This window comes from Nocardia sp. NBC_00511 (genome assembly GCF_045161165.1).
Classification (GTDB): Bacteria; Actinomycetota; Actinomycetes; order Mycobacteriales; family Mycobacteriaceae; genus Nocardia.
In genome coordinates this window covers 4222157-4245222 of sequence record NZ_CP107849.1, presented here as the reverse complement: position 1 = coordinate 4245222, position 23066 = coordinate 4222157, and the positions used below count along the sequence as shown (strand labels likewise).

The following is a 23066-nucleotide window of genomic DNA, read 5'->3' as shown; positions in this document are numbered from 1 at the left end:
GGCACGTCCGCCGCGCCCCCGCACCCGGGTGGAGTTGTTCATCGGCAAGGGCGGTGTCGGCAAGACCACCCTGGCCTGCGCCAGCGCGCTCGCGTACGCCAGGTCCGGGCAGCGGGTGCTGCTGGCCTCACTGGATCAGGCGCATTCCCTCGGTGACGCACTGGGTTTCCGTTTCCGCCGGGCCGCCGGGGCCGCGCCCGCGGTGGCCGCGGTGGCGACCGGCCTGGATGTGATCGAGGTGGATTCCCTTGCGCTGCTGGAGGATCGGTTCCGGCAGGTGCTGCTCATGGTCTCCGGTGCGGGGCACGAGCACGGAATCGACCTGGGCGCACTGGATCCCGCCGAACTGACCGGCCTGCCGGGCGTGCAGGAGTTGCTGGCCCTGCTCGAGATCACCCAGTTCGCACGGGACGCGCGCTGGGACGTGATCGTGGTGGACTGCCCGCCGTCGGCGGACATGCTGCGCATCGTGACCGCGCCGGACACGTTGCTGGGTTACCTGGAACGGGTATGGCCCGCACATGCGCGCACCATGGAGTCGGTCGGCGGCGATTTCCGCCGGGCCATTCTGGCCATCACGGTGGAGCAGATCGTGTCCGCGGTGAGCGAGGCCCGCGACCTGCTGGCCGACCGCGACCGCACCGGCGCCCGCCTGGTGACGGCCGCCGAGCAGGTGGCGGTCGCGGAATCCGCGCGGGTGCGTTCGGCGGCCGCGCTGCTGGGTCTGCGCCTGGACGCGGTGCTGGTCAACAAGGTGCTGCCGGAGCTACCCGGTTTCGATCCGGCGGTGCCCCCGCATCCGGCGACCCAGTGGTATTTCAACCGTCGCGGTGAGCAACTCGACGTGGTTGCCGAGTTGCGGCGGCGGTTGCGCGAAGTTTCGGTGCAGGTCGTGGGGCATGCGGGGTCCGAACCGGTGGGCCTGAGCTCGCTGGAGGCACTGTCCTACGCGGTGGACGCGAGTGGTAACTGGGTGGGATGGCATCCGGTCCCTATGCTTGGCACAGATGCGGACGGAGTGCTACCCGTTCCCGCCGAGCCGGTGGTGCGGCTCGAGGCGGGTGCCGGGGTGGCATCGGTGTTCGCGATGCGCATGCATCTGCCGGTGGTCGACCCGTCGACCCTGCGACTGGGACGAGTGGAGGACGATTTGATCGTGGGAGCGGACGGGGTCAGGCGCCGGTTGCGGCTGGCGCCGGTATTGCGGCGGTGCACGGTCGACGCCGCCGAACTCGACGGCGATCAACTGGTGATCCGCTTCCGGCCCGACCCGCAGGTCTGGCCGTCATGACCGCCACCCACCCGCGAGCCGGTCACCCCGACGAGAACCTCGGCGAATTCGCCGAGGAGCTACGTCTGCTCGCCGAGGCGCTGCTGGAACGCGTGGAGCCGGTGCTGCGCCGGACCGCCTCCGACGGCCGGGTCGAATGGTCCAGTTGCAGTTGGTGTCCGGTGTGCGCGGCCGCGGCCATCGTGCGCGGCGAGCATCACGATGTGGTGGCCGCGATCGCCGAGCACGGCACCGCCATCGTCACCGTGCTGCGGGAGGCATTGGCGGGGGTGCCGGTCGATCCGGTGATCCCGCCCGATCTGGATCCGGATTCGCCGGAGTACCACCTGTGGCGGCATCACGCCTACGGTGGTGGAAGCCCTTCGGACACAGCCGATCTGCCGTTCGCGGACGCCTATGCGAAGGCGCGCGGCGAGGCCGATGAACAGGGCGGTGGTGGCGAATCCGATTGGGTGAAGGCCACATCCGCGCGCGCCGCGGCGGCGGGCCCGGGACTGGGCGCGCTGCTGGCGCGATTCCTGGCCGGTGCGCAGGGCCGGGCGGCGGCCGCGAATACGGACCGCCACAACAGCTTCGAGAAGGAAGCCGAGGATCCGTTCGGGCCCGGACCGGGTGCGGCCCGCCGCCCCGGAGACCCCGAGTCCGCGCGTGCGGCCGCCGCACCGGATGCCGGGGCCGACGGCTCCGCGCATCAGCCGTTCGGTCCGCCGGTGGCGGGTCCCTTCGAGGGGGTCGGACGTCCGGCCGCCGCGCGGGACGACGCCACTGTTCGCGCCGGGGACGAGTCCGCCGGACGCACAGCCGGTAAGGCCGGGCGGGGAGGCAGGCGCGCCAAATACGTGCCCATCGACGTCACCATCAAGGCATGACGGGCGGTGATGGGGTGCCGTTGACGGTGGGAATCGATGTGGGCGGCACGAACATTCGGGCGTCCGTGGTCGACGGGGCCGGTGAGGTGCTGGACACGGTGACCGCGCCGACGCCGCAGTCGGCACGCGCCCTCGAAGACGGGCTGGCTCGCGCGGTGCGCGAGTTGTGCGCTCGGCATTCGATCGGCGCGGTCGGGTTGGCCGTCGCCGGTTTCGTGGACGAGGATCGCGCGACGGTGCGGTTCGCGCCGCATCTGCCGTGGGAGGACGCGCCGGTGGCGCGGCGGCTCACCGATCGGCTCGGACTGCCCGTGATTCTGGAGCACGACGCGAATGCCGCACTGTGGGCGGAGTATCGGTTCGGTGCGGCCGCGGGTGGCCGCAATGTGGTGCTGGTGGCGATCGGCACCGGAATCGGTGCGGCGCTGCTGATGAACGGGCAGCTGTATCGCGGAAGTTACGGTGTCGCACCGGAATTGGGTCATCTGCAGGTGGTGCCGAACGGCCGGGCGTGTGCCTGCGGCAAGCGGGGCTGCTGGGAGCGGTATTGCAGCGGAACGGCTCTGGTCGATACCGCGATCGAGTCGCTGGCCACCGATCCGCAGCGCTCGACGCTGCTGGCCCGCGAGTCCGGCCGCGATCCCGGATCGTTGACCGGTCGCCGGGTGGCGGGCGCGGCGCAGGACGGCGACCCGGTGGCGCTGGAGGTGATGGCGGACTTCGCGCGCTGGCTGGGCCTGGGTCTGGCCTTCGTGAGCGACCTGTTCGATCCGGATCTGATCGTGGTGGCCGGTGGGGTGAGCTCGTCGGCGGCACTGTTCCTCGACGATGCCCGCGAGCACTACGCGGCGTCGATCACCGGGGCCCGGCATCGGCGACTCGCCCGGATTCGCACCGCCCAATTGGGTGAGGCCGCGGGCATGATCGGCGCGGCCGAGCTGGCCCGCGCGGCGCTGGTGTTGCCGGACGGCGCCGTGTCGGTGGCGCGAGCCCGGCGCTGACCCGTACCTGCGGGGTCCCGGAGCGTGGGACAGCTGTCCCGGCATCGGAGAAAGAGCAGGACACGGGTTGGTCACCGTGAGGTCGCGGCGGTAGGGTAGGCAAGCGAGTGGTGGTGCCCGCAATGAGGCCGGTCCCGGGTATCGAAACAGGGGAAAGGACGCAATGTTCTACTGGCTGCTGAAGTTTGTCTTGGTGGGGCCGCTCATGCACCTCCTCAACCGGCCTGAGGTCGAGGGCGTCGAGAACATTCCCCCCAAGGGCGCCGCGATCCTGGCGGGCAACCATCTGTCGTTCACCGACTGGTTGTTCACCCCGTTGATGAGCCCCCGGCGCATCACGTATCTGGCCAAGGCCGAATATTTCACCACCCCGGGTCTGAAGGGCCGTCTGCAGAAGTTCTTCTTCTCCGGCACCGGTCAGTACCCGATCGATCGTTCCGGCGCCGATGCCGCCGAGTCCGCCCTCAACACCGCGCGCATGCTGCTGGGTGAGGGTCGTCTGGTCGGCCTGTACCCGGAGGGCACCCGCTCCCCGGACGGCCGCCTGTACAAGGGCAAGACCGGTGTCGCCCGCCTCGCCCTGGAGACCGGTGTGCCGGTGATCCCGGTCGCGCTGATCGGCACCGACGAGGTCTGCCCGCCCGGACCGTTCCGCTGGCGTCCGCGCAAGGTGACCGTGAAATTCGGTGCGCCGATCGACTTCTCGCGCTACGAGGGCATGGGCGGCAACCGTTTCGTCGAGCGCGCCATCACCGACGAGATCATGTACGAGCTCATGCAGATGGGCGACCAGGAGTACGTCGACGTCTACGCCGCGAGCCTGAAGAAGGGCGTCCCCTCGGGCAGCCGCCCCGACGAGGACCGCATCCCGCAGACCATGGCGGGCTGATTTCCGCACCGCCGCAATAGTTCTCACGAGACAGCCCCCGAGAGTCCGACTCTCGGGGGCTGTCTCGTTGCCGGAGCCGCTCAGGAAGCGTGGATCCTGCGGTAGGCCTCGATGGCCTCGAACTTGGCCAGATTGTGGCGGGCGTCGGCGAGCGCGTCGTGCGCGTCCTTCGGGATGGGCGGCAGCGGTGGTCGCCCGTGCTGGTCCCAATGCTGGCGCAGCTCGTTGGTGTAGCGCGGCAGGGTGTTCGGCAGGTCCACCATCGACCCCCACAGCTGACACAGTGCCACATGGTCGTACGCCCCGACCCAGGCCCACAGCTCCGGCTCGACCCCGGTCCGCGGCACCAGGAACTTGTAGAGATCCTCGCGGATCCGCTGCCGTGAGCGCCACAGCGGGGAGGCGGGCGGCGGTAGCTTGGGCAGTACATTGCGGCGGACGAACGGCCCGGCCTTCTCGGGATCGAATTCGGTGGATACCGCGTAATATTCGCGGCCGTCCTCGCACACCATCGCGATGGAGACCAGATCGATGGTCGTCCCGTCCTCGATGAATTCCGAATCGTAAAAGTACCGGAGAGAGATGGGTTGCTCCTCAGTTCGCCTGTCCCGGAGTGATCCGAGCAGATCATCCGGTCTCCCAGCCTAAGGTGCGTGCGCGGGCCGGGCACGGGGGGTGTGAACGCCCCAGCCCTGGGGGTGGTCCTGATCACGCCGGGCGGTCCGTATTCTGAACGGGTGAACTGGACCGTCGACGTACCGATCGATCGCCTGCCGGAACTGCCGCCGCTGCCCGACGAGCTGCGTCGCCGTCTCGACGATGCGCTGGCCCGACCGGCGCTGCAGCAGCCGTCATGGGATCCCGACCATGCCGCGAAGATGCGGACCGTCCTGGAGAGCGTGCCGCCCATCTGTGTGCCCGCCGAGGTGGAGGAGCTGCGCTTGCGGCTCGCCGAGGTGGCGCGCGGCGAGGCGTTCCTCATGCAGGGCGGTGACTGCGCGGAGACCTTCGCCGACAACACCGAGCCGCACATCCGCGGCAATATCCGCACCCTGCTGCAGATGGCGGTGGTGCTGACCTACGGCGCGAGCCTGCCGGTGGTGAAGGTGGCGCGGATCGCGGGGCAGTACGCGAAACCCCGTTCCGCCGACCTGGATTCGCTGGGGCTCAAGTCCTACCGCGGTGACATGGTGAACTCGATCGTGGCCGACGCCTCGGTGCGCGATCACGATCCGTCGCGGCTGGTGCGCGCGTACGCTAACGCGTCGGCGGCGATGAACCTGGTGCGCGCGCTCACCTCGGCCGGCATGGCCGACCTGCACAAGGTGCACGACTGGAACCGCGAGTTCGTCTCGCAGTCCCCGGCCGGCGCCCGCTACGAGCAGATGGCCGCCGAGATCGATCGCGCGCTGGCGTTCATGAAGGCCTGCCGGGTCAACGACCCGAACCTGTCGACCGCGCGGCTGTACGCCAGCCACGAGGCGCTGGTGCTCGACTACGAGCGGGCCATGCTGCGGTTGAGCACGCATCCGGTGACCGGTGATCCGGTGCTATACGACCTGTCCGCGCACTTCCTGTGGATCGGTGAGCGCACCCGTCAGCTGGACGGCGCGCACATCGCGCTGGCGGAGCTGATCTCCAACCCGATCGGTCTCAAGATCGGTCCGAGCACCACCCCCGATCAGGCCGTCGAGTACGTGGAGCGCCTGGACCCCAACAACGAGCCGGGCCGCCTCACCCTGGTGGCGCGCATGGGCAACGGCAAGGTCCGCGACGTGCTGCCGCCGATCATCGAGAAGGTGCAGGCCACCGGACACCAGGTGATCTGGCAGTGCGACCCCATGCACGGCAACACCCACGAGTCCTCGACCGGCTACAAGACCCGCCACTTCGACCGCATCGTCGACGAGGTGCAGGGCTTCTTCGAGGTGCACCACAAGCTGGGCACCCACCCGGGCGGCCTGCACATCGAGCTGACCGGTGAGAACGTCACCGAATGTCTCGGTGGCGCGCAGGACATCTCGGATCTGAACCTCGAGGAGCGCTACGAGACGGCGTGCGATCCGCGCCTGAACACCCAGCAGTCCCTCGAACTGGCGTTCCTGGTCGCGGAGATGCTGCGGTAGGAAGGCTTGCGCGGCAACGACTGTCGCGCCGAGTAACGAAGGAGCCCGGACCGCGTTTGCGGTCCGGGCTCCGATGTTCTTGTGCTCAATAGGTTCTCGACGCGCTATCGGTGCAAGGATCTATCGGTTCAAGGGATGGCGACCAGCGTGATGGTGGAGCCGGGTTCCACGGTGCCGCCGGGGACGGTGCTCTGCGAGATGACGATGGAGCTGTCGTTGGAGGCCAGCTGCCGGACGACCACCTGTAGTCCGAGGGCATCGAGCTTGCTGCGGGCGCTGGAGACGCTGCCCCCCAACAGGTTCGGCATATCCACCGCGCTGTTGGTGACCAGCACCACGCCGCTGCCGGATTCGACGCTGCTGCCCGCCACCGGGTCGGTGCTGACCACCGCACCACCCTTGACCTTGCCGTCGAACTCGGTTCTGGTGGAGGTCACCGTGATCCCGGCCTTCTGTAGCGCCGTTCTGGCCTCGTCCTCGGTCTTGCCGCGGACATCGGGCACCTTGACCGGCATGGATCCCTTGCTGCGGTAGTACTTCACCTGCCCGTTGGCGGGGAGTACGGTGCCGGGGGCCGGATCCACCTTGGCGACAGTGCCTTTGGCCGCGGTGCTGTTGACCTCGCCGCTGTCGACCGGTGTCAGTCCCGCGTCCTTGATGGCCTTGGTGACACTGGCGACATCCTGTCCGGGCTGGATGTCGGGCACCTTCGGCTTCCCGATGGAGATCAGCACCGCGACCGTGGAGCCCTTGGTGATCCGGGTCCCGGCGGGCGGGTCGGAGCCGACCACGTTGCCGACCGGAATCACATCGGAGGCCTTGTTTCTGGTCTCGGTCTGGAATCCGGCGTCCTGTAGCGCGGTGACCGCCTTCTGACTGTCGAGGCCCGCGATGGACGGCACCGCCGAATATCTGCCGACCCCGATCCACCAGCCGCCGATGCCGAGTGCCACCGCCAGCGCGACCACGATGCTGAGCCAGATGATGACCTTGCGGCGGGACTTGCCGCGATCCTCGATCAGTTCGGACTGATAGCCGTGATCGGTGGGCGGCGGCCCCGGCGGCTGACCGGGCGGCGGCCCGTAACCGGTGGGCATCTCGCGGGCCGCGGTCATCACCCGGGTGTGCTGCGGCTGCTGCACGTGCACGGTGGGCGCGTCGACCGGTAGTCGGGTGGTGAGGTCGGCCGCGCCGACCGGCACCGGCCGGGTCGCGGGCCGCGCGGGTGCGGCGGCGACAGGGGTGGGTCCGACCCGATACTTGGCGCTCTGGTGTTCGGCCGATTCGGTGGGTGCGGGCACCCGGTAGTCGGGCAGTTGCAGTTCGCGGGCCAGCCGCCGCAGTTCGCCCGCCATCTCGGCGGCGTCGGCGAAGCGGCGCATGGGATCGCGCGCGGTGGCGTGGGCGACGAATTCGTCGAATTCCGGTGGCACGCCGGTGATGAACCGGCTCGGGCTCGGCACATCCTTCTCGACCCGCTGCAACGCGATGGACAGCGAGTTGTCGCCGGTGAAAGGGGTTCGGCCGGTGAGCATTTCGAAGATGAGCACGCCCGCGGAGTAGACGTCGCTGCGGGCGTCGGCGTCGCCGCTGGTGACCTGTTCGGGGGAGAGGTAGGCGGCGGTGCCGAGAATCACGCTGTCGGAGGTGATCTTGGCCTCGGCGACCGCGCGCACCAGTCCGAAGTCGGCGATCTTCACCTCACCGGAATCGGAGATGAGCACGTTCTCCGGCTTGATGTCGCGGTGCACGAGCCCGGCCTTGTGCGCGACGCCGATGGCCGCGAGCACGGGTTCGGCGACGGCGCGCACCGCGTGCGGCGGCATGGGCCCGCGCTCGCGCAGCAACTCCCGCAGCGTGCCGCCCTCGACCAATTCCATGATGAGGAACGGATGGTCGCCGTCGACGCCCTGGTCGTAGACCGCCACCAGGGATTGGTGTTTGAGTTTGGCGACCGCGCGGGCCTCGAGTTCGAAGCGGGTGAGGAATTGTGGGTCGGAGGCGAATTTGGGGTCCATCACCTTGATGGCGACCGGTCGATCCAATCGGGTGTCGACCCCCCGGAAAACCATGGACATTCCGCCGCGCGCGATCGGCGCGTCGATGCGGTAGCGCCCTTCCAGCATCTGGCCGATCAACTGCAACCCTTCCGATTCTTTCCCAGGCCGCCCGGCGCGGCTCACCCGATGGTAGTCGTGTCGGGGTGTGATGCGATGCGTGCGACGCGAGAGACTACCGTGGTGCGGGTGAGTGCCTTCCCTTGCAGCGAAGACGTCCTGCCGGACTCGGTGACCCTGATCCCACTGCCCGATGTGGCGGAGCAGTTGGGCATGGTCGTCACGCGTGTGCATCAGATGCTGCGTGACCATGAGATCCTCGCGGTGCGCCGCGACGGCATCGCCGGAATTCCGAAGGAGTTCTTCGATTCCACCGGTGCTGTCGCCAAACACCTCACCGGTTTGATCACGGTGATGCGTGACGGTAAATACACCGACGAGGAAATCCTCCAATGGGTCTACACCGAGGACGAAACCCTCCCCGGTCGACCGATCGACGCCCTGCACGGTCAACTGGCTCGTGAAGTGATTCGTCGGGCCGCCGCCGACCCCTTCTGAAAACAGCCGAATTCCCCGTGGCCGATTTCGGTCGCGGGGCATTCTGTCATGTCACCTTGCGACGAATTCTTTTGCCGCGACGCGTAATCGGCGGTGCTGGGGGACGGCGGCGCGGCGGGTGAACACCGCGTAGTCGGTGCGTTCGATCTCGTCGAGGATGCCGCTGTACAGGGTCGCGGCGGTGCGGATGGCGGGGCGCACGCGCGGGACGAGCAGGGTGATGCCGGGGGTGGCGAGGCGGTAGAGGTCGCGGTTGACGGCGATCAGGTGGGCCAGGGCGCGGCGGACCCGCGGGTCGGTGTTTCCGGTGGCGCGGCATTCGCGCAGCAACTCGGTGTCGACGCCGAAGGCGGCCAGTTCGTCGGCGGGCAGGTAGACCCGGCCGCGGTCGAGGTCCTCAGCGACGTCGCGCAGGAAGTTGGTGAGCTGGAAGGCTTCTCCGAGCGCCGCGGCGGCGGGTTCGGCGTCGGCGGTGGCGGCCACGGTGCCCAGCACCGGCAGCAGTTGCAGGCCGATGGCGGCGGCCGAGCCGCGCATGTAGCCGCGCAGTTCGGTCATGGTGGCGTAGTGGTCGCGGTATTGCGGGCTGCCGGGAATGTCCATCCGCATGGCGTCGAGGAACACCCAGAAGTGTTCGGCGGCAATGGAATACCGGCGGATGGTGTCGGCGGCGGCGAGTAGCACCCGGTCTTCTTCGCTGTCCGGGTCGTCGACGGGGGCGTCGACGAGGCGGGCGCGCAGCACATGTTCGATGCGATCGAGGCGGGCCGCGGACACCTCGGCGTGCGCGGGGGCGTCCGCGGCGTCGACGATGTCGTCGACCAGGCGCGCGAACGCGTAGAGCGCGTGCACGGCCGGTCTTCGCTCGGGTTCCAGCAGCCGGGTGGCCAGGAAGTAGGTGCGCCCGTGTGCGGCGGCGATGCGACGGCAGTCCTCGTAGGCGCGTTCCACCTGACAGGGCGCGCCGATCGCAGTGGTCACGCCGGGCCGGGTGTGACGCCGGTGAACTGCTCGTGCGGGTGGGTGGCCCGCAGTTTGAGCGGATCCACGTGCCGCAGGGCCAGCGCCGCGACCACCGCCGCGAAGGTGGACAGCGCGACGTGCCAGAAGTTGTAGAGCCCGATCGACCCGTCCGGCTGGAACACCAGCATCAGCCAGGTGCACAACCCGACCAGCACCTGAAGTGTGGTGGTGGACAACGCGAATCCGGCCGCGAGCGCCAGCGGCCACGAGTAGTACCAGGGCAGTGCGGCCGGGGACAGGATGACGATGGCCACGAACGCGATGAGAATGCCGAACACGGCTTCCTTCTCGCTGTTCTTGAACCGCCACCAGGCCCACACCAGGATGGCGGCCAGCGCGACCGCGCACAGGGTGCGGGTCACCGACAGCACCGATTCCAGCCGCAGCGGCGACACCCAGGTCACCATGTGCGCCATGATGGTCGGCAGCGACAGCCAGTTGATGATCTTCTTGGATCCGGACAGTGCGGTCAGCCAGCCGACGCCGTCGCGTCCGAGCCCGGTGAGCCAGGTGGAGACGATGAACACGGCCGCGAACACCGTCACGCCGAGTCCGGCGATCTTCGCGAACAGCAGTGCGGGATGCGGCAATTCGCCTTCGCCGCGTTCGGCTCGGCGTTCGCGTTCGTGAATCATCCAGATCCACACCAGGAACGGCAGTGCGATGCCGGCGGTGGCCTTGACGGCGACGCCGATGGCGACCACCACGATGCCGCCGACGTGATGGTGTTCGAGCACCAGCGCGATGCCGGCGGCCATCAGGCCGACCATCAGCATCTCGTTGTGCACGCCGCCGATCAGGTGGATGAGTACGAGGGGATTGAGCACGGCCAGCCACAGCGCGGTGGTGGGTTTGCCGCCCAGGTGTTTGGTCAGGTGCGGGACCGCCCACATCATCAGCACGAGGCCGGGCAGCATGACCAGGCGCAGCGCGATCGTCCCGGCCACCACGTTGTCACCGGTGATCGAGGTGATGCCGCGCGCCAGCAGCAGGAAGATGGGTCCGTAGGGCGCGGTGGTGGTGGTCCACACCGGGCTCACGTTGTCCAGCAGCACACCGGGATTCACCACCGGGCCGACCAGATACGGGTTGAAGCCGTCGCGCAGCAGCGCGCCCTGCGCCAGGTACGAGTAGGCGTCGCGGCTGAACATGGGGACCGCGAACAGCAGCGGGAAGATCCAGATGCCGACGATGGCGCGCAGTTCGTTGAGCGTCACGTGCGCGCCCTCGACGGTGCCGAGGGTGGCGCGGCCCAGCCGCACCCACGCGGTGATCATGGCGATGACGCCGATCCACACGAACACCGTGGACAGCACGTAGCCGTGTCCGAAGCGCAGCCAGGACAGGTGCGCGGACTCCAGCAGCGGATCGTTGCGTCGCAGGCTGCCGGCGCCGAAGCCGCCGAAGGTGATCAGCAGGGCGCCGAAGAAGCCGAGCAGCGCCGCGTGTCCCTCTGGGCTGCGGGCGAAGTCGGCGGCATTGCGCGTCCAACCGGTGAGTCCGGACGGGAACCGGTCGGCTTCGGCACGCGCGCTCAGGTCGCTGGTGCTCGGGGCCGTGCTCGGTGCGTCCGGGGCGGTGGCGGCAATGTCCGGGGTCGGCATAGGCGGGCATTCCCCCCGGAAAGTCTGCGGCGGGCGGCCGCGTGGGATCAAGGACGCGGTCAGTCTAGTGCTTGTCCGGCGCCGCTATCGCCTCGGCATCGGCCGATCGGATCCCGGCATGTCGTAGATCACCCGCGATCCGTTCGGCGGCGAGTTTTCCCGACAGCAGCACGGTCGGAACACCGACGCCGGGAACGGTCCCGGAGCCCGCGAGCACCACATTGTCGCGGCCCCGCACCAGGTTCCGGCTGCGGAAGGGTCCGGTCTGCCGGAACAGGTGCGCGGCCGAGAACGGGGTGCCCGCGAGCATGCCGCGGTCGAGCCAGGTGCGCGGGGTGTCGAGGTGATCGACCTGGAAGTGCCGCGAAATGCCTTGGTAGCCGCGCTCTTCCAATGTGTTCAGCAGTTCGCGCAGGTAGTGCGGGGCGAGCTGTTCCCAGGCGAGCGGCGCGGCGTCGAGGTTGGGGCAGGGCGCGAGCAGTGAGAGTGGTTCGTAGCGGCGGGTTTCGTGCAGTTGCCCGGCCGGGTCGATGTGCTGTTCGGGGCGGTCGAGGAACAGGCCCGGGTCGGTGAGGGCGGGCCGGGTGAGCAGCAGCGACGGGTCGCTCATCAGCGCACCGCGACCGCGGCGGGCGGCGATCTCGTCGAAGGTGCGGTCCCATTCGCGCCCGAAATCGATGGTGTGATGCGCCCGCACGGGCCAGGCGTCGGCCACGTCGGCGGGGACGGTGCCGTGTGCGACGACCGCGGACGGGGAGGCCCGCAGGCCGCGGCGGCGGCGCAGTCCGAAGCGCGGAAGTGAACCGATATCGGCGGTCACCACCACGGCGTCGCAGGGGAAGGCGCGCCCGTCGGCGGTGTGCACGGTGGTGGCGCGGGAGCCGCGGTAGTCGATGCGGACCACGTCGGCCTCGAATTCGAGGGTGCCGCCCGCGGCGGTGAACGCGCCCGCGAGGGCCGCCGCGATGGCCCGCATCCCGCCCTCGGGGTAGGAGACGCCCAGGCAGGTGTCCATGTAGGGGATCGCGCCGTAGACGCCGAGCGCCCGATTCGGCGCCATGCCCGCGAACAGGGCCTGGAAGCTGAACAGCCGGGCCAGCTGCGGATCGCTGATCAGCCGCCCGACCTTGGGACCGAGTCGCCCGAATGCGCCGAGCCGCAACAGTTTCGCCAGTGCGGCGCGCTTGTCCGGCTGCCGCACCATGTCCAGGGGTGAGTCGAAGTTGGTGTCCATGAACTGGCCGAATTCGGCCTCGTAGACATTGCGCAGCCAGTCGCGCAGTCGCCGATACCGTTGTGCCGCGGCCGGATCGCGCACCCGCGCCACCTCGTCGGCCATGGCGTCCGGATCTGAGTGCACGGCGACGGTCGTCCCGTCGGCGAAGCGGGCCCGATACGCGGGCTCCAGGTCGATGATGCGCAGTCCCACCGATTCCCGGGTCTGCCCGGCCACCGCGAGCAGTTCGTCGATCAGCGACGGCAGAGTGAGAATGGTTGCCCCGGAGTCGATCTCGTAGTCGGGGCCGCGATAGGACCCGACCCGGCCGCCGGGATGGTCGGCGCGCTCGAGGACGGTGACCTGCCGCCCGGTGCCCGCCAGGTGGATCGCCGCCGCCAGCCCGGACAGGCCCGCGCCGACCACGACGACTCGATTCGACGGTCCCGCAACGGTTCTCATGTCCGCACTGCCTTCAGTAGGTTCGAGCGGTGGCGGCCAACGCCTGCGCGCGCAGCTGCCGTTTGGCCTCGGGGGTCGCGGTGCAGGCCTCCAGCGCGGTCATCGCCTGATCGGTGAGCGCCGCGATGCGCTTCTCCACGGCGTCGACCGCGCCGAGATCGGTGATGGCGGTGCGCAATTCGGTGACCTGCTCGGGGGTGACGTCGGTGCCGAGGCTGCGCCGGATGAGCTCGGCGGTGGCGGGTGCGGTGGCGTCGGCGCGTTGCAGGGCCTCGGCGATGAGCACGGTGCGCTTGCCCTCGCGCAGGTCGTCGCCGGACGGTTTGCCGGTGACGACCGGATCGCCGTAGACGCCGAGCAGGTCGTCGCGCAGCTGGAAGGCGATGCCGATATCGGTGCCGAATTCGCGGTAGGCCGCGATCAGGTCCGGATCCGCGCCCGCCAGTGCCGCACCCAGGTGCAGCGGCCGTTCGATGGTGTAGGCCGCGGTTTTGTAGCGGTTGATCCGCAGTGCCGCCTCGACGGTTTCGTCCCCGGCGGACTCGCCGTGGATGTCGAGCAGCTGCCCGCCCAGCACCTCGGTGCGCATGGCCGCCCACACCGGGGCGAAGCGGGCGTAGGCGTCGGCGGGCAGGCCCGCGTCCCGGGTCATGTCGTCGGCCCAGGCCAGCGCGAGGTCACCGATGAGGATGGCGACGCTGACCCCGTAGTGCCCGGCGTCCCCGGCCCAGCGCTGATCCCGGTGTCGCTGTTCGTAATCCACGTGCACGGTCGGGAATCCGCGCCGGGTGCGCGAGGAGTCGATGATGTCGTCGTGGATCAGCGCGCACGCCTGCACCAATTCCAGTGCGGAGCAGGCGGTCAGGACGGCGTCGGCGTCGAGCTCCTCGGGATCGCGGCCCGCGCCGAGCCAGCCGGTCCAGGCGAAGGCGGGGCGGGTGCGCTTGCCGCCGCGCAACACGAAATCCCGCAGGGCGGCGGCGGAGTCCACGAACACCGGTCCGAGCGGCGCGACGATTTCGTCGCGGGTCTCGAAGAACGCGGTGAGACGCTTTTCCACGGCGGCGGCGAGAGTGCCCGCGCCGACCGGGTTGCGGGTCGGGGTTCCAGGGCCGGCGGACAGGGGGAGCCTCCTCGGTGTGGCGGGTTCGGCACCGACAATACCGAGCCCGCGCGTCGCCCCGGAATCGGACTTTCCACCGAGCGAGTCCGCCGCCCTCGCGAGTCCGCCGCAACCTTCCCACCTGCTGGGATGAGTCCAGGTCCGGCTCTGGTGACCCGCCTCACCCCGTAAACTGGGCCGGTGAGTGTGGACGACGTTCGGGGAAATTCGACCCCAGGCCGAGTTTCCCGGACGCCGCGGGTGTCCGGGACTCCGTCGGTGCTGCAGCAGCTCGGGCCGCGCCCGGACGGCTCGGTGCCGTTCTCGGTCGAGTTCAATCCGCCGCGCGACGCCGCCGGGGAGGCGCGGCTGTGGCGGGCGGCCCGGGAGTTCGAGCGGCTGCATCCGGCGTTCGTGTCCATGACCTACGGCGCGGGCGGCTCCACCCGCGACCGCACCATCCGCGTCACCGGGCAGCTGGCCCGCGAGACCACGCTGCTGACGGTCGCGCATCTCACCGCCGTGGATCACAGTGTCGCCGAACTGCGTTCGATCGTCGGCGCGTACGCCGACGCCGGGATCCAGAATCTGCTGGTGCTGCGCGGTGATCCGCCCGGGGATCCGCTGGGGGACTGGGTGCGGCATCCCGACGGTGTCGAGTACGCGGAGGAACTGGTGCGCATGGTGCGCGACCTCGGCGACTTCCATGTCGGGGTGGCGTCGTTCCCGCAGGGGCATCCGCGCTCCACCGACCTGGACGAGGACACCCGGTTCCTGGTCGCGAAACTGCGTGCGGGCGCGGAGTATTCGATCACCCAAATGTTCTTCGACGTGGATCACTATCTGCGGCTGCGGGATCGGGCCGCCGCGCACGATCCGATCGACGGCGTGAAGCCGATCATTCCGGAGCTGATGCCGGTCACCTCGCTGCGCACCGTGCAGCGCGCCGAGGAACTCTCGGGCCGTCCGCTGCCCGCGTCGGTGCTGGACCGGCTGCGCAAGGCCGCGGGCGACGGGCCCGAGGAGGATCGGGCCGCGGTGCGCGAGGTCGGCATCGAGATCGCCACCGAGATGGGGCAGCGTCTCATCGCCGAGGGCGCGCCGTGCCTGCACTTCATCACCCTGAATTTCGCCAAGACCACCAGCGAAGTGCTGGCGAATCTGGGCTATTCGTTCTCGGCGTCGTCGGCCACCGCCTGAACAAACTGACCGGCATGCCGGTGGAAATCCCTGGAACACCCTGGTCGTGGCGGTAGCGTCGCCCTCGACCGGCGACTTCGATGGGAGCGAACAATGTCCGTGTTCCAGCAGGTTATCCGGGTCGCAGGCGCTTTCGGTGCCTGTGCGGTGCTGACAGCTACCGGCCCGTTCGCGGCGCAGGCGGTGGCCGCGCCCGCCAATGCCGTCCCGGTCGAACCACAGGCTGCGATCCCGGCCGCGCCCGCCGTTCCCGCTGGCAGCCCGTCCGCGCCGCTGGCCGCGCTCACCGGCGAGGCCGCCGCGGCGCTGGCCGCCATCACGCACGCCGGTGGTACCGCCGCGGGTCCCGCGGACTGGTTCTCGGCCTACGGTCAGACCATCGACGGCCTACAGGCATTGGGCGTGCAGCCCTTCCTGTTCCCGTCCGCCGCGCCGTTCTGCCTCAACGGCACCACCCTCGGTCTCGCCCCCGCGGTCGCCGGTACCGTGCCCGGTCCGTGGCCGCGCTACGCGGTTTCCATTCCGGGCCTGGATCTTTCGGCGGTCAAGGCGGGGCAGGCCATGTTCGCCTTCGTGCCCTACGGCCTCGGCCCGGACGGCGCGGACACCACCGGCATGCAGGTGGCGTGGGTGAACCTCACCACCGGTCGCGGCGGCATGGCCCCGATGGGTTCGATCTCGCAGGTGCTCAATTCCATGATCCCGCCGCAGGTTCCGACCGAACTGCGACCGATGGTGGAACGCGCCGTCCACGACTACTTCGCCGCAGCACTCCCGCTGGGCGGCGTGCGCGCCGTCCCGGTCGACACCGGGTCCGGCACGGTGCTGGCGGCCATGTTCGGCACCGTGCGCAACGGCGCCAATACCTGCCTGTTCCTGCCCACCGTCGGCGTCACCCCCGTCCCTTGAACCGAGTGATCGACCGGACGGCGGACTTTCTCCGAATCAGCGGTGGCACTGCCTTTTTCACGGTACTCGAGCACGCGTCAGCGACTCGGCCCGACGGTCCTGCCCTTCCAGCGCAGCGCGCCGGTGAGCCGGGCGTGATGGGAGCCGACGGACAGGGCCAGGTAGGCGGCGACCGACAGCGGGTGCGCCACGGCGGCAACGACATCCGCACGTTCGAGGCGGCCGGTTTCCAGCGAACGAGCCAGTAGCCGGGCGGTGACCGCGGCGGCGTAACCGGTGAGACCGATGCGCCGGACGCCGCCCCGGCCGAGGATCGCGGCCAGCGGCGGCAGCCAGAATGCCAGTGCCGCAATCGAACCCACGGCCACGCTGCCTGCCGGGCCACCGTAGGCCGACCACAGCCAGCGGGCGTAGCCCTCGGCCAGTTCGCTTGCACCCCGGTACATCCGGGTCTCGGCCAGGGGACCGGCCGCCGCCAGCACCGTGCGTTGTCCGGCACGCCGCAGCTCGCGCGCGATGGCCAGGTCCTCGGTGACGCTGTCGGCGACCGCGGCATGCCCGCCGATCGCCCGGTAGGCGGCGATGTCGAAAACCAGGAATTGGCCGCAGGCCACCGCCATCGAGGCGAAGGTGGTCCGATTCGCCACGGCCACCGGCAGCGTCGAGGCCCACGACCAGCACAGCAGCGGCTGGACCAGCCGTTCGGCGGGGGATTCGGCCCGTTGCCACGGCCACGGGCACATCAGTGCGGCTCGGGTGCGTCGCAATTCGGTGACAGCGGCGGCCACCGCGTCGGGCGCGAGCCGCACGTCGGCGTCCAGGAAGGTCAGCACCCGGGTGTCCGGTGTCGTCAGTTCGGCCAGCCGGGCGCAGGCGGCGGTCTTGCCGGTCCAGCCCCGGCCGGGGTGAATGTCGTTGCGGGTGAGGCGGAATCGGGGATCGTCGGCGATGGCGGCGCGGGCGGCGTCGGAGGTGCCGTCGGTGGAGGCGTCGTCGAGGATCAGCACCCGCAGGTCGGTCAGACCGCGCTGGGCGCGCAGATCGGCGATCAGGGCGGGGAGCCGGTCGGCCTCGTCACGGGCGGGAACGCAGACGGTGACGGGTTCGTCGACGCGGTGTGGGCCGGGCCGAAGCCGGGGTGTGCCAACACGATTGGCGAGAGCGGTGAGCGCGCCCAGGGCGGAGACTGCCGAAGCTGCCGTCACCGCCCGGGCGGCCGGGGTCACCTGGAGACTTTGTCGCGGCGAATCCAGCGGGCGGCGCGCACGTACGCCGGCGGGTCGGGGTTGCGGGTCATGTAGGCGAGCACGGCGACCACCGCGGCGACCGCGAGGGTGATACCGCCGACGATGCCCGCCCACCCGGCGAAGGAACGCGTATTCGGGTCCGCGTAGCCGACTTCGGCGCGGAGGTTGGTGACCTCGCCGGGCGGCAGCTTCCACGACACCACCGAATCGCCCTCGCGGGTGCCGTTGGTGGTGGCGACGCGGGCGGGGAAGGCGACGGTCAGCTGGACGTCGGAACCCTGGGCCGGGAGGCTCTTGAGATCGACGCGGCCGGTCAGGGTGACCAGGTCGCCCGCGCGGCTGAAGACCAGGTTGAACATGCCGGAGGTCTGGTCGGACATGGTGCCCAGCTGCTGCACCTCACCGAAGCTGAGATCGTCGAAATAGACCTGGCTGCCGACGTATCCGTCCTGCGAGTACGCGTCGACGCGCACCTTGCCGCCGAGCCCGTCGGGCGCTTTGAGCTGCGGGCCCTTGTCCTTGTCGTTCTGCGGCACGGCGGCCGCCACGATCCGCCCGGACACCCGGTCGTTGGAGGACACGCCCATCGACACCTGCACGCGCAGGCACCCGGTCAGCATGACCGCGAGCCCGGCGAACAGGAGCGCGGCCACCAGCCGCACCCACCGCCGTGGTCTCCGCCCGCCCTCGACGGCCCGGCCGGAACTGACCGCGGGCTCGAGCGTTTCCCCTGCTGTCGACATGATCGGACTCGGCTGCACGGCTCACATCGTGCCATGCCCCCGGTGCCCCAGCGTGATTCGACGGGCGTTCAGCCCCCGAACCAGCGGAATCCCCAGCACACCGAGCCCCGCGAACCCGTACATCGCCGACACCGGCAGCCCCAGGAACACCGCGTGCGCCAGCGTCGACCCCAGCCAGGTCCAGCCGAACACCGCCACCGGCACCCAGCGCGCCGCCCCGGTATCCGGCGCGGTCCGATCCCAGATCTCCAGCAACCCAGCCATCACCAGTGCCACCCCGAACCACCCCAGATAGTTGATCACCGGAATCTGCTCCAGCCCCGGCAGTCCCGCAACGCTCGAGCTCCACTGCCACTGCCGGTCCGCCACCATCTGCGGATCCAGGAACAGATCCCACCCGACCGCCCCCGCCGCCGTCAGCGAAACCCGCCCCGCCGCACTCCGACTCAGCAGTCCGGCCACCACCCACACCGGATACAACCCGCCGGTCCAGGCCAGCGGCACCACCAGTGGCACCTCGAAGAGCTCCGGCCCCAGCCGCCCACTCGCGTACTCGTAGCAACCGAACGGAAACCCGGTGGCCACCCCCAGCACCTCGGACCCGAACCCGATCCCCGAGACGATCACCAGCAACCCGGCCGCCCACCGCACCCCGCGCGTCACCGCCGCATGCGTCAAAGCCGTTGCCGCCGACAACAACACCACGACCACCGTCACCCGATCCCGCCCCACCCCGTGCGTGAGCGGATACGAGATCTGCACCAGCACCAGCAGCATCGCGGGCGCCGCACACACCAGATCGGCCCGCCCGAATCCGAGCCGCGCGACCTTCTCACCTCGGGTCACAGCGACAACCACATGGAGCGCCAGTTCGGTAGACGCGAATATCCACCTGTGAGCGCTGATTTCGTGCCTCGGCGCGACCTCGGGGCGAAATCGGCCAGGGTCCGGTGGCGTCGGCCGATCATCGACGGGAGAAGCGGATCCGGGGGCGGAGGTCGCGTTGCAGCAGTTGGGCGGCGCTGCGGCCGCTGGCTCCGGAGACACCACCGCCGGGGTGGGTGGAAGCGCCGGTGAGGTAGAGGCCCGGGGCTCCCGGCACGCGCTGGGTGGCGAGTTCGGGAAGGGGGCGCCACATGAACATCTGGTCGATGGACATCTCGACGTGCATGACGTTGCCGCCGAGCAGGCCCAGTTCGGATTCCAGGTCGGCGGGGGTCTGGACGTGGCGGGTCAGCACGGTGTCGGCGAATCCCGGTGCGTGGGCGTCCATTTCGGCGATGATGCGGTCGGCTTCGCGGTCGGCGTGACCGGGCCAGGTGGTGCCGTCGGCGAGGGCGTAGGGGTGCCACTGCGACCACAGGGTGAGCTGATGCTGGCCGGGGGCGGCGATTGTCGGGTCGAGGGCGGAGAAGCTCATGGCCAGCACCACCGGGCGGGGCGGCAGGTCACCGGCGAGGGCGGCGCCGTGGGCGCGGCGCAGTTCGCGGCGGTCGGTGACGAGAAGCTGTAGGCCATGGGCGGATTCGCTGGCCTCGGCGCCGGGGTAGTGGGGGAGGGCGCTGGTCGCGGCGCGCACCACCATGCCGATGCCGGGGCCGACGCGGATGCGCCGCCGCCAGTCGGCGAGCACGGCGGCGTCGAAACCGCCCTGCTCCAGCAGGTTCAGGGTGGTGAGGATGTGACAGCCCGCGACGACGTTGTCCACCACCAGGTTCCGGCCGCTCGCGGTGGTGACCCGCCAGCCGTCACCGGCGCGGGTCAGCGCGGTCGCGGCGTCACCGGCGCTGACCGTGCCGCCGTCGGATTCGAAGCGGGCCACCAGAGCCGTGGTGAGCGCACCACTTCCGCCGACGGCGCGGCCGGGCGGCAGGGTGTGCATGAGCGCCGCGAACGCGACCATGGGTGCGGAACCGGGTTCCGACATGGGCGGTCCGGATTGCGCGCCGAACCAGGCCAGTGCCGCCTTGAGTCGTTCGCTGTCGAAGAGGCTGTCCAGCAGCGCGTCTCCGGTCTGCATCATCTCGCGCGAGAGTGCGCCGCCGTCGGCACGCCCGCTCGCGCCCGCCGCCTCGCGGGGATCCATGCCCCAGAACGAGCGCAGCAGATTCCCACCGGTCGCGGGTCCGGAGAAGGCCCGCATCACCTTGGCGCTGCGCGGACCCCAGATCTGTACGAACCGGCGGTAGGCCCGCGCGTCCCGCTCCCCGCAGGCGGCGGCGATCGAGGCGCAGGTGGCGTCCAGGTCGCGGTGGAACACGATCGGCGACTGCTCGGCGCCGGGCGGCGCGGGCGCGAAAGCCCAAGGGTCGCAGTCGATATAGCGCAGTCCGAAGCGCGCGAGTTCGAGCTCCTCGATGATCCCGGTGTGCCGGATCATGATGTGCGCCGAGGATCCCCGATCGACCAGGTGCCCGGGGAAGCGCTCAACGGTGGACACCGCGCCGCCGAGCACGGTGTCGCGTTCGAGCACCTCCACCCGATGCCCGGCCCGGGCCAGGTAGCAGGCGGCGACCATGGCGTTGTGCCCGGAGCCGACGATCGCGATGCTCCGGGTCCGGTCGCTGGAACTCACAGCGGCAGCCGCCGACCGAGCACCGCGAAACGCCGGGTGTCGCCGGAGAAGATGAAGTGCCGCACCACATCTCCGAAGTCCTGCCGCCGGTAGAGCCGCCAGGCGCGGTTCGCCTCGGCGTCGACCTCGGGCGTGGACAGCAGCACGGTGCGCTCGGGCCGGTTGCGCAGCAGCCGGGTGAGCAGGATCTCCCCGACGCCGCCACCCTGCGCGGCCGGGTGCACGTGCAGTTCGGTGAGTTCGAAGTAGTCCGAAAGCAGTTCGCGCGCCGCGTGTTCGGGCCAGCCGGTGCGCCGCATCCCGCTGTAGACCTGCTGATGCCACCACTGGTGGGGTGCGCCGTGATACCCGTAGGCGATGGCCACGATGGGCGCGGTGCGCAGGTCGAGGTGGCCTTCGTCGTCGGGTAGCACCGCGGCGACGGCCTGCCAGCCGGGACGGGTGGTGTGCTCGGTCCACATGGGTGCGCGCTGGTGTTCGGTGCCCCGCGGATAGTCCATGGCCGCGACGTAGACCGCGAGGGCGTCATACAGCCGGGCGCGCATCGTGGCGGCCGACAGATCGACCACGACGGGGGCGGGCGTGGTGTTGGGGGTGACGGCGGTCATCGGCTGGACGCAACTCTCGTTGGCGCGGACGGTGGGTTCGACCCTAGCGCCATGCTGGCCGCCGGAACTTGTCGGTGGGTCTCTCTATATTCAAACCCAAGAGATTCCTTCGAATACCTGTTCGATCTTCTCGTTGGGTGAAATGCCTGGTGGGGTCGGGGTATGCGAGTGGGGAGGTACCCGATGACCGGCAAAATCGAGCGTTCGGCCCATCCTGGCCGAGCCGGCGAGCTACTGCGCAAGGCGGACGGTCTGCTCATGCAGTCCGAGGGGGAGCGGGACCCGGCGGAGCGTTTCCGCACCGCGTATCTGGCCGCGTTGCGCGGCGCGGGTGCGGTGCTGGCGCTGACCGGGGCGGACCGCGCGCCGCGCGCCCGTTCCCGCAACGCCTGGGTGCTGATGCAGCGCGCCGCACCGGAATTCGTGATGTGGGCGGACTACTTCACCGGCCAGTCCGAAACCAGGGCCGCCTTGGAGGCCGGATTGCCCCGTCCGATCGATGATCGGCGGGCCGACGAGTTCGCTTCCAGGGTAGGAGCATTCCTGCATGACGTGGAGGATCTGCTGGTAGCCGCGGCCCAGCAGCGTCCCGGAACGGGGTGGGCATCCGGAATGCTGGCATGACTATCGGCGAGTAGGTGGTAGCGCTCTGGTGGAACTCGTATTATTGATGTTAGACAGCCGCCGAAGTCGGCTATCCGTCGTCTACCCGGAGGCGACAGCCACCACCTAGTGCCGGGGGAGGTACCGTGCCACTCTCCGAGCACGAGCAGCGCATGCTCGAACAGATCGAGAGCGCGCTCTACGCTGAGGATCCGAAGTTCGCCTCGACTGTTCGGGGTGGACGGTTACGTTCTGCCACTGGTCGACGCAGACTTCAAGCAGCGGCGCTGTTCGTCCTCGGTCTGTTTCTATTGGTGGCGGGCATCGCGGCGCCGTTCAAGCCCGGCGGTTTCCCGATCATCTCGCTGGTCGGGTTCGCGGTCATGTTCGCCGCGGGCGTGCTGTTGCTGATCGGTGGCCCCAAGATGGGGTCGCCGGCCGCTCGTAGCGGCAGTGACGCACATCCCGCTTCCGGCGGCGCTCCCGGTTCCGGCCGGGGCAAACAGCGCAAGCCGGGCGGGTTCTCCGCGCGGATGGAAGACCGTTTCCGCAAGCGGTTCGAACAGGACAGTTGATCCACCCGTCCGGCGCGAGCCGGGCGGAGATCGCTCGCCCGACTTGGCGACAAGACGGCGACAACTGAACAAGAACGCGACACGCCGTGGCGCCACACCGATTTCAAGTGTGGCGCCACGGCGTTTCTTGTTGGTCGGGTCTCGGCGTGTCGGATGTTTCCAAGATTCCCCACCGCCCCCCACGGGGGTGCCCCACACCCACCCACGCGCGCCGGAAATGGGCGCTATCTGCGGGTTTGCTGGCTGTTGTCGAGGGCTCCGTGGCGCGCGTCGCGCGTGTCGGGGGAACTGCGCGAAATCTTCCCCACCTCCGTGATAGCTGGTGTGACCTGCGAAGTTCGCCAAGCGGGGACCGAGATCACCGACGCTTTCGATTGAAAGTGGGGGAAAGTGGGGTAATGTGGAGCG

General features: G+C 69.8%; 21 protein-coding genes. 10 read left to right on the top strand and 11 right to left on the bottom strand.

Annotation, left to right across the window (positions count from 1 at the left end; translation table 11 throughout):
- Window positions 1-28 precede the first annotated feature (28 nt).
- The 4 genes from OG300_RS19980 (at window position 29) to OG300_RS19965 (ending at window position 4050) form a co-directional block, all read left to right on the top strand.
- Complete coding sequence (locus OG300_RS19980) at window positions 29-1291, top strand: ArsA family ATPase (protein WP_405498119.1); 1263 nt, start codon at window positions 29-31, stop codon at window positions 1289-1291.
- Window positions 1288-2160: a hypothetical protein gene (locus tag OG300_RS19975; protein WP_405498117.1), complete on the top strand. Its 873-nt coding sequence runs from the start codon at window positions 1288-1290 to the stop codon at window positions 2158-2160. The genes OG300_RS19980 and OG300_RS19975 overlap by 4 nt, the downstream gene beginning before the upstream one ends.
- Window positions 2157-3161, top strand: a complete 1005-nt coding sequence (locus tag OG300_RS19970) for an ROK family glucokinase (RefSeq protein ID WP_405498115.1) — start codon at window positions 2157-2159, stop codon at window positions 3159-3161. The genes OG300_RS19975 and OG300_RS19970 overlap by 4 nt, the downstream gene beginning before the upstream one ends.
- A 163-nt stretch (window positions 3162-3324) precedes the next feature.
- On the top strand, window positions 3325-4050 hold the full coding sequence (locus OG300_RS19965) for a lysophospholipid acyltransferase family protein (RefSeq protein ID WP_405498113.1): 726 nt from the start codon (window positions 3325-3327) through the stop codon (window positions 4048-4050).
- A gap of 80 nt (window positions 4051-4130) precedes the next feature.
- On the opposite strand, the gene OG300_RS19960 is transcribed toward OG300_RS19965, so the two are convergent.
- Window positions 4131-4634 (bottom strand): polyadenylate-specific 3'-exoribonuclease AS, encoded by a 504-nt coding sequence (locus OG300_RS19960; protein ID WP_405498611.1) that lies wholly within the window; start codon window positions 4632-4634, stop codon window positions 4131-4133.
- A 153-nt stretch (window positions 4635-4787) separates the two neighbouring features.
- Here OG300_RS19960 and OG300_RS19955 point away from each other — a divergent pair, with 153 nt between their 5' ends.
- The gene (locus OG300_RS19955; RefSeq protein ID WP_405498111.1) at window positions 4788-6176 is read left to right on the top strand and encodes a class II 3-deoxy-7-phosphoheptulonate synthase; all 1389 of its coding nucleotides are present in this window, start codon (window positions 4788-4790) and stop codon (window positions 6174-6176) included.
- 128 nt (window positions 6177-6304) lie between these two features.
- On the opposite strand, the gene pknB is transcribed toward OG300_RS19955, so the two are convergent.
- Window positions 6305-8314, bottom strand: a complete 2010-nt coding sequence (gene pknB, locus OG300_RS19950) for a Stk1 family PASTA domain-containing Ser/Thr kinase (RefSeq protein ID WP_405498610.1) — start codon at window positions 8312-8314, stop codon at window positions 6305-6307.
- A 108-nt stretch (window positions 8315-8422) separates the two neighbouring features.
- Here pknB and OG300_RS19945 point away from each other — a divergent pair, with 108 nt between their 5' ends.
- The gene (locus tag OG300_RS19945; RefSeq protein ID WP_405498109.1) at window positions 8423-8791 is read left to right on the top strand and encodes an Rv2175c family DNA-binding protein; all 369 of its coding nucleotides are present in this window, start codon (window positions 8423-8425) and stop codon (window positions 8789-8791) included.
- A gap of 51 nt (window positions 8792-8842) precedes the next feature.
- Here the strand turns inward: OG300_RS19945 and OG300_RS19940 are convergent, their stop codons facing one another.
- The 4 genes from OG300_RS19940 to OG300_RS19925 all read right to left on the bottom strand — a co-directional run bounded on the left by OG300_RS19940 (window position 8843) and on the right by OG300_RS19925 (window position 14219).
- On the bottom strand, window positions 8843-9772 hold the full coding sequence (locus tag OG300_RS19940; protein WP_405498107.1) for a phytoene/squalene synthase family protein: 930 nt from the start codon (window positions 9770-9772) through the stop codon (window positions 8843-8845).
- Window positions 9769-11418 carry an alpha-(1->6)-mannopyranosyltransferase A gene (locus OG300_RS19935; RefSeq protein ID WP_405498105.1) on the bottom strand — a complete coding sequence of 550 codons (1650 nt, stop codon included), beginning with the start codon at window positions 11416-11418 and terminating at the stop codon, window positions 9769-9771. Before OG300_RS19935 ends, OG300_RS19940 begins: the two co-directional genes overlap by 4 nt.
- A 64-nt stretch (window positions 11419-11482) precedes the next feature.
- Window positions 11483-13096 carry a phytoene desaturase family protein gene (gene crtI / locus OG300_RS19930; RefSeq protein WP_405498103.1) on the bottom strand — a complete coding sequence of 538 codons (1614 nt, stop codon included), beginning with the start codon at window positions 13094-13096 and terminating at the stop codon, window positions 11483-11485.
- 13 nt (window positions 13097-13109) lie between these two features.
- Window positions 13110-14219 carry a polyprenyl synthetase family protein gene (locus OG300_RS19925; protein ID WP_405498609.1) on the bottom strand — a complete coding sequence of 370 codons (1110 nt, stop codon included), beginning with the start codon at window positions 14217-14219 and terminating at the stop codon, window positions 13110-13112.
- 240 nt (window positions 14220-14459) lie between these two features.
- Here OG300_RS19925 and OG300_RS19920 point away from each other — a divergent pair, with 240 nt between their 5' ends.
- Window positions 14460-15398, top strand: coding sequence for a methylenetetrahydrofolate reductase (locus OG300_RS19920; RefSeq protein WP_405498101.1), 939 nt, complete (start codon window positions 14460-14462; stop codon window positions 15396-15398).
- A gap of 93 nt (window positions 15399-15491) precedes the next feature.
- The gene (locus OG300_RS19915; protein WP_405498099.1) at window positions 15492-16307 is read left to right on the top strand and encodes a hypothetical protein; all 816 of its coding nucleotides are present in this window, start codon (window positions 15492-15494) and stop codon (window positions 16305-16307) included.
- Window positions 16308-16384: 77 nt separating this feature from the next.
- On the opposite strand, the gene OG300_RS19910 is transcribed toward OG300_RS19915, so the two are convergent.
- The 5 genes from OG300_RS19910 to OG300_RS19890 form a co-directional block, all read right to left on the bottom strand.
- On the bottom strand, window positions 16385-17533 hold the full coding sequence (locus tag OG300_RS19910) for a glycosyltransferase (RefSeq protein ID WP_405498097.1): 1149 nt from the start codon (window positions 17531-17533) through the stop codon (window positions 16385-16387).
- On the bottom strand, window positions 17530-18174 hold the full coding sequence (locus tag OG300_RS19905; RefSeq protein WP_405498608.1) for an LppM family (lipo)protein: 645 nt from the start codon (window positions 18172-18174) through the stop codon (window positions 17530-17532). The genes OG300_RS19910 and OG300_RS19905 overlap by 4 nt, the downstream gene beginning before the upstream one ends.
- Before the next feature lie 144 nt (window positions 18175-18318).
- The gene (locus OG300_RS19900) at window positions 18319-19074 is read right to left on the bottom strand and encodes a carotenoid biosynthesis protein (RefSeq protein ID WP_405498607.1); all 756 of its coding nucleotides are present in this window, start codon (window positions 19072-19074) and stop codon (window positions 18319-18321) included.
- Window positions 19075-19261: 187 nt separating this feature from the next.
- A complete protein-coding gene (locus OG300_RS19895) occupies window positions 19262-20815 on the bottom strand; it encodes a phytoene desaturase family protein (RefSeq protein ID WP_405498606.1) in 1554 nt (517 codons plus the stop codon).
- Window positions 20816-20868: 53 nt separating this feature from the next.
- Entirely contained in the window at window positions 20869-21480 is a 612-nt protein-coding gene (locus OG300_RS19890) for a GNAT family N-acetyltransferase (RefSeq protein ID WP_405498095.1), read from the bottom strand.
- 183 nt (window positions 21481-21663) lie between these two features.
- Between OG300_RS19890 and OG300_RS19885 the strand changes: the two genes are divergently transcribed.
- Window positions 21664-22104: an SAV_6107 family HEPN domain-containing protein gene (locus OG300_RS19885; protein ID WP_405498093.1), complete on the top strand. Its 441-nt coding sequence runs from the start codon at window positions 21664-21666 to the stop codon at window positions 22102-22104.
- A 125-nt stretch (window positions 22105-22229) separates the two neighbouring features.
- On the top strand, window positions 22230-22658 hold the full coding sequence (locus tag OG300_RS19880; protein ID WP_405498091.1) for a DUF3040 domain-containing protein: 429 nt from the start codon (window positions 22230-22232) through the stop codon (window positions 22656-22658).
- Window positions 22659-23066 lie beyond the last annotated feature (408 nt).

Bases quoted from the DNA above. Each gene is read 5' to 3' on its own strand.
- OG300_RS19965 (WP_405498113.1), top strand. From the start codon at position 3,325: ATGTTCTACTGGCTGCTGAAGTTTGTCTTGGTGGGGCCGCTCATGCAC.
- crtI (WP_405498103.1), bottom strand. From the start codon at position 13,096: ATGAGAACCGTTGCGGGACCGTCGAATCGAGTCGTCGTGGTCGGCGCG.
- OG300_RS19905 (WP_405498608.1), bottom strand. From the start codon at position 18,174: ATGCTGACCGGGTGCCTGCGCGTGCAGGTGTCGATGGGCGTGTCCTCC.
- OG300_RS19935 (WP_405498105.1), bottom strand. From the start codon at position 11,418: ATGCCGACCCCGGACATTGCCGCCACCGCCCCGGACGCACCGAGCACG.
- OG300_RS19895 (WP_405498606.1), bottom strand. From the start codon at position 20,815: ATGGTCGCCGCCTGCTACCTGGCCCGGGCCGGGCATCGGGTGGAGGTG.
- OG300_RS19970 (WP_405498115.1), top strand. From the start codon at position 2,157: ATGACGGGCGGTGATGGGGTGCCGTTGACGGTGGGAATCGATGTGGGC.
- OG300_RS19885 (WP_405498093.1), top strand. From the start codon at position 21,664: ATGACCGGCAAAATCGAGCGTTCGGCCCATCCTGGCCGAGCCGGCGAG.
- OG300_RS19890 (WP_405498095.1), bottom strand. From the start codon at position 21,480: ATGACCGCCGTCACCCCCAACACCACGCCCGCCCCCGTCGTGGTCGAT.
- OG300_RS19975 (WP_405498117.1), top strand. From the start codon at position 1,288: ATGACCGCCACCCACCCGCGAGCCGGTCACCCCGACGAGAACCTCGGC.
- OG300_RS19915 (WP_405498099.1), top strand. From the start codon at position 15,492: ATGTCCGTGTTCCAGCAGGTTATCCGGGTCGCAGGCGCTTTCGGTGCC.
- OG300_RS19900 (WP_405498607.1), bottom strand. From the start codon at position 19,074: ATGCTGCTGGTGCTGGTGCAGATCTCGTATCCGCTCACGCACGGGGTG.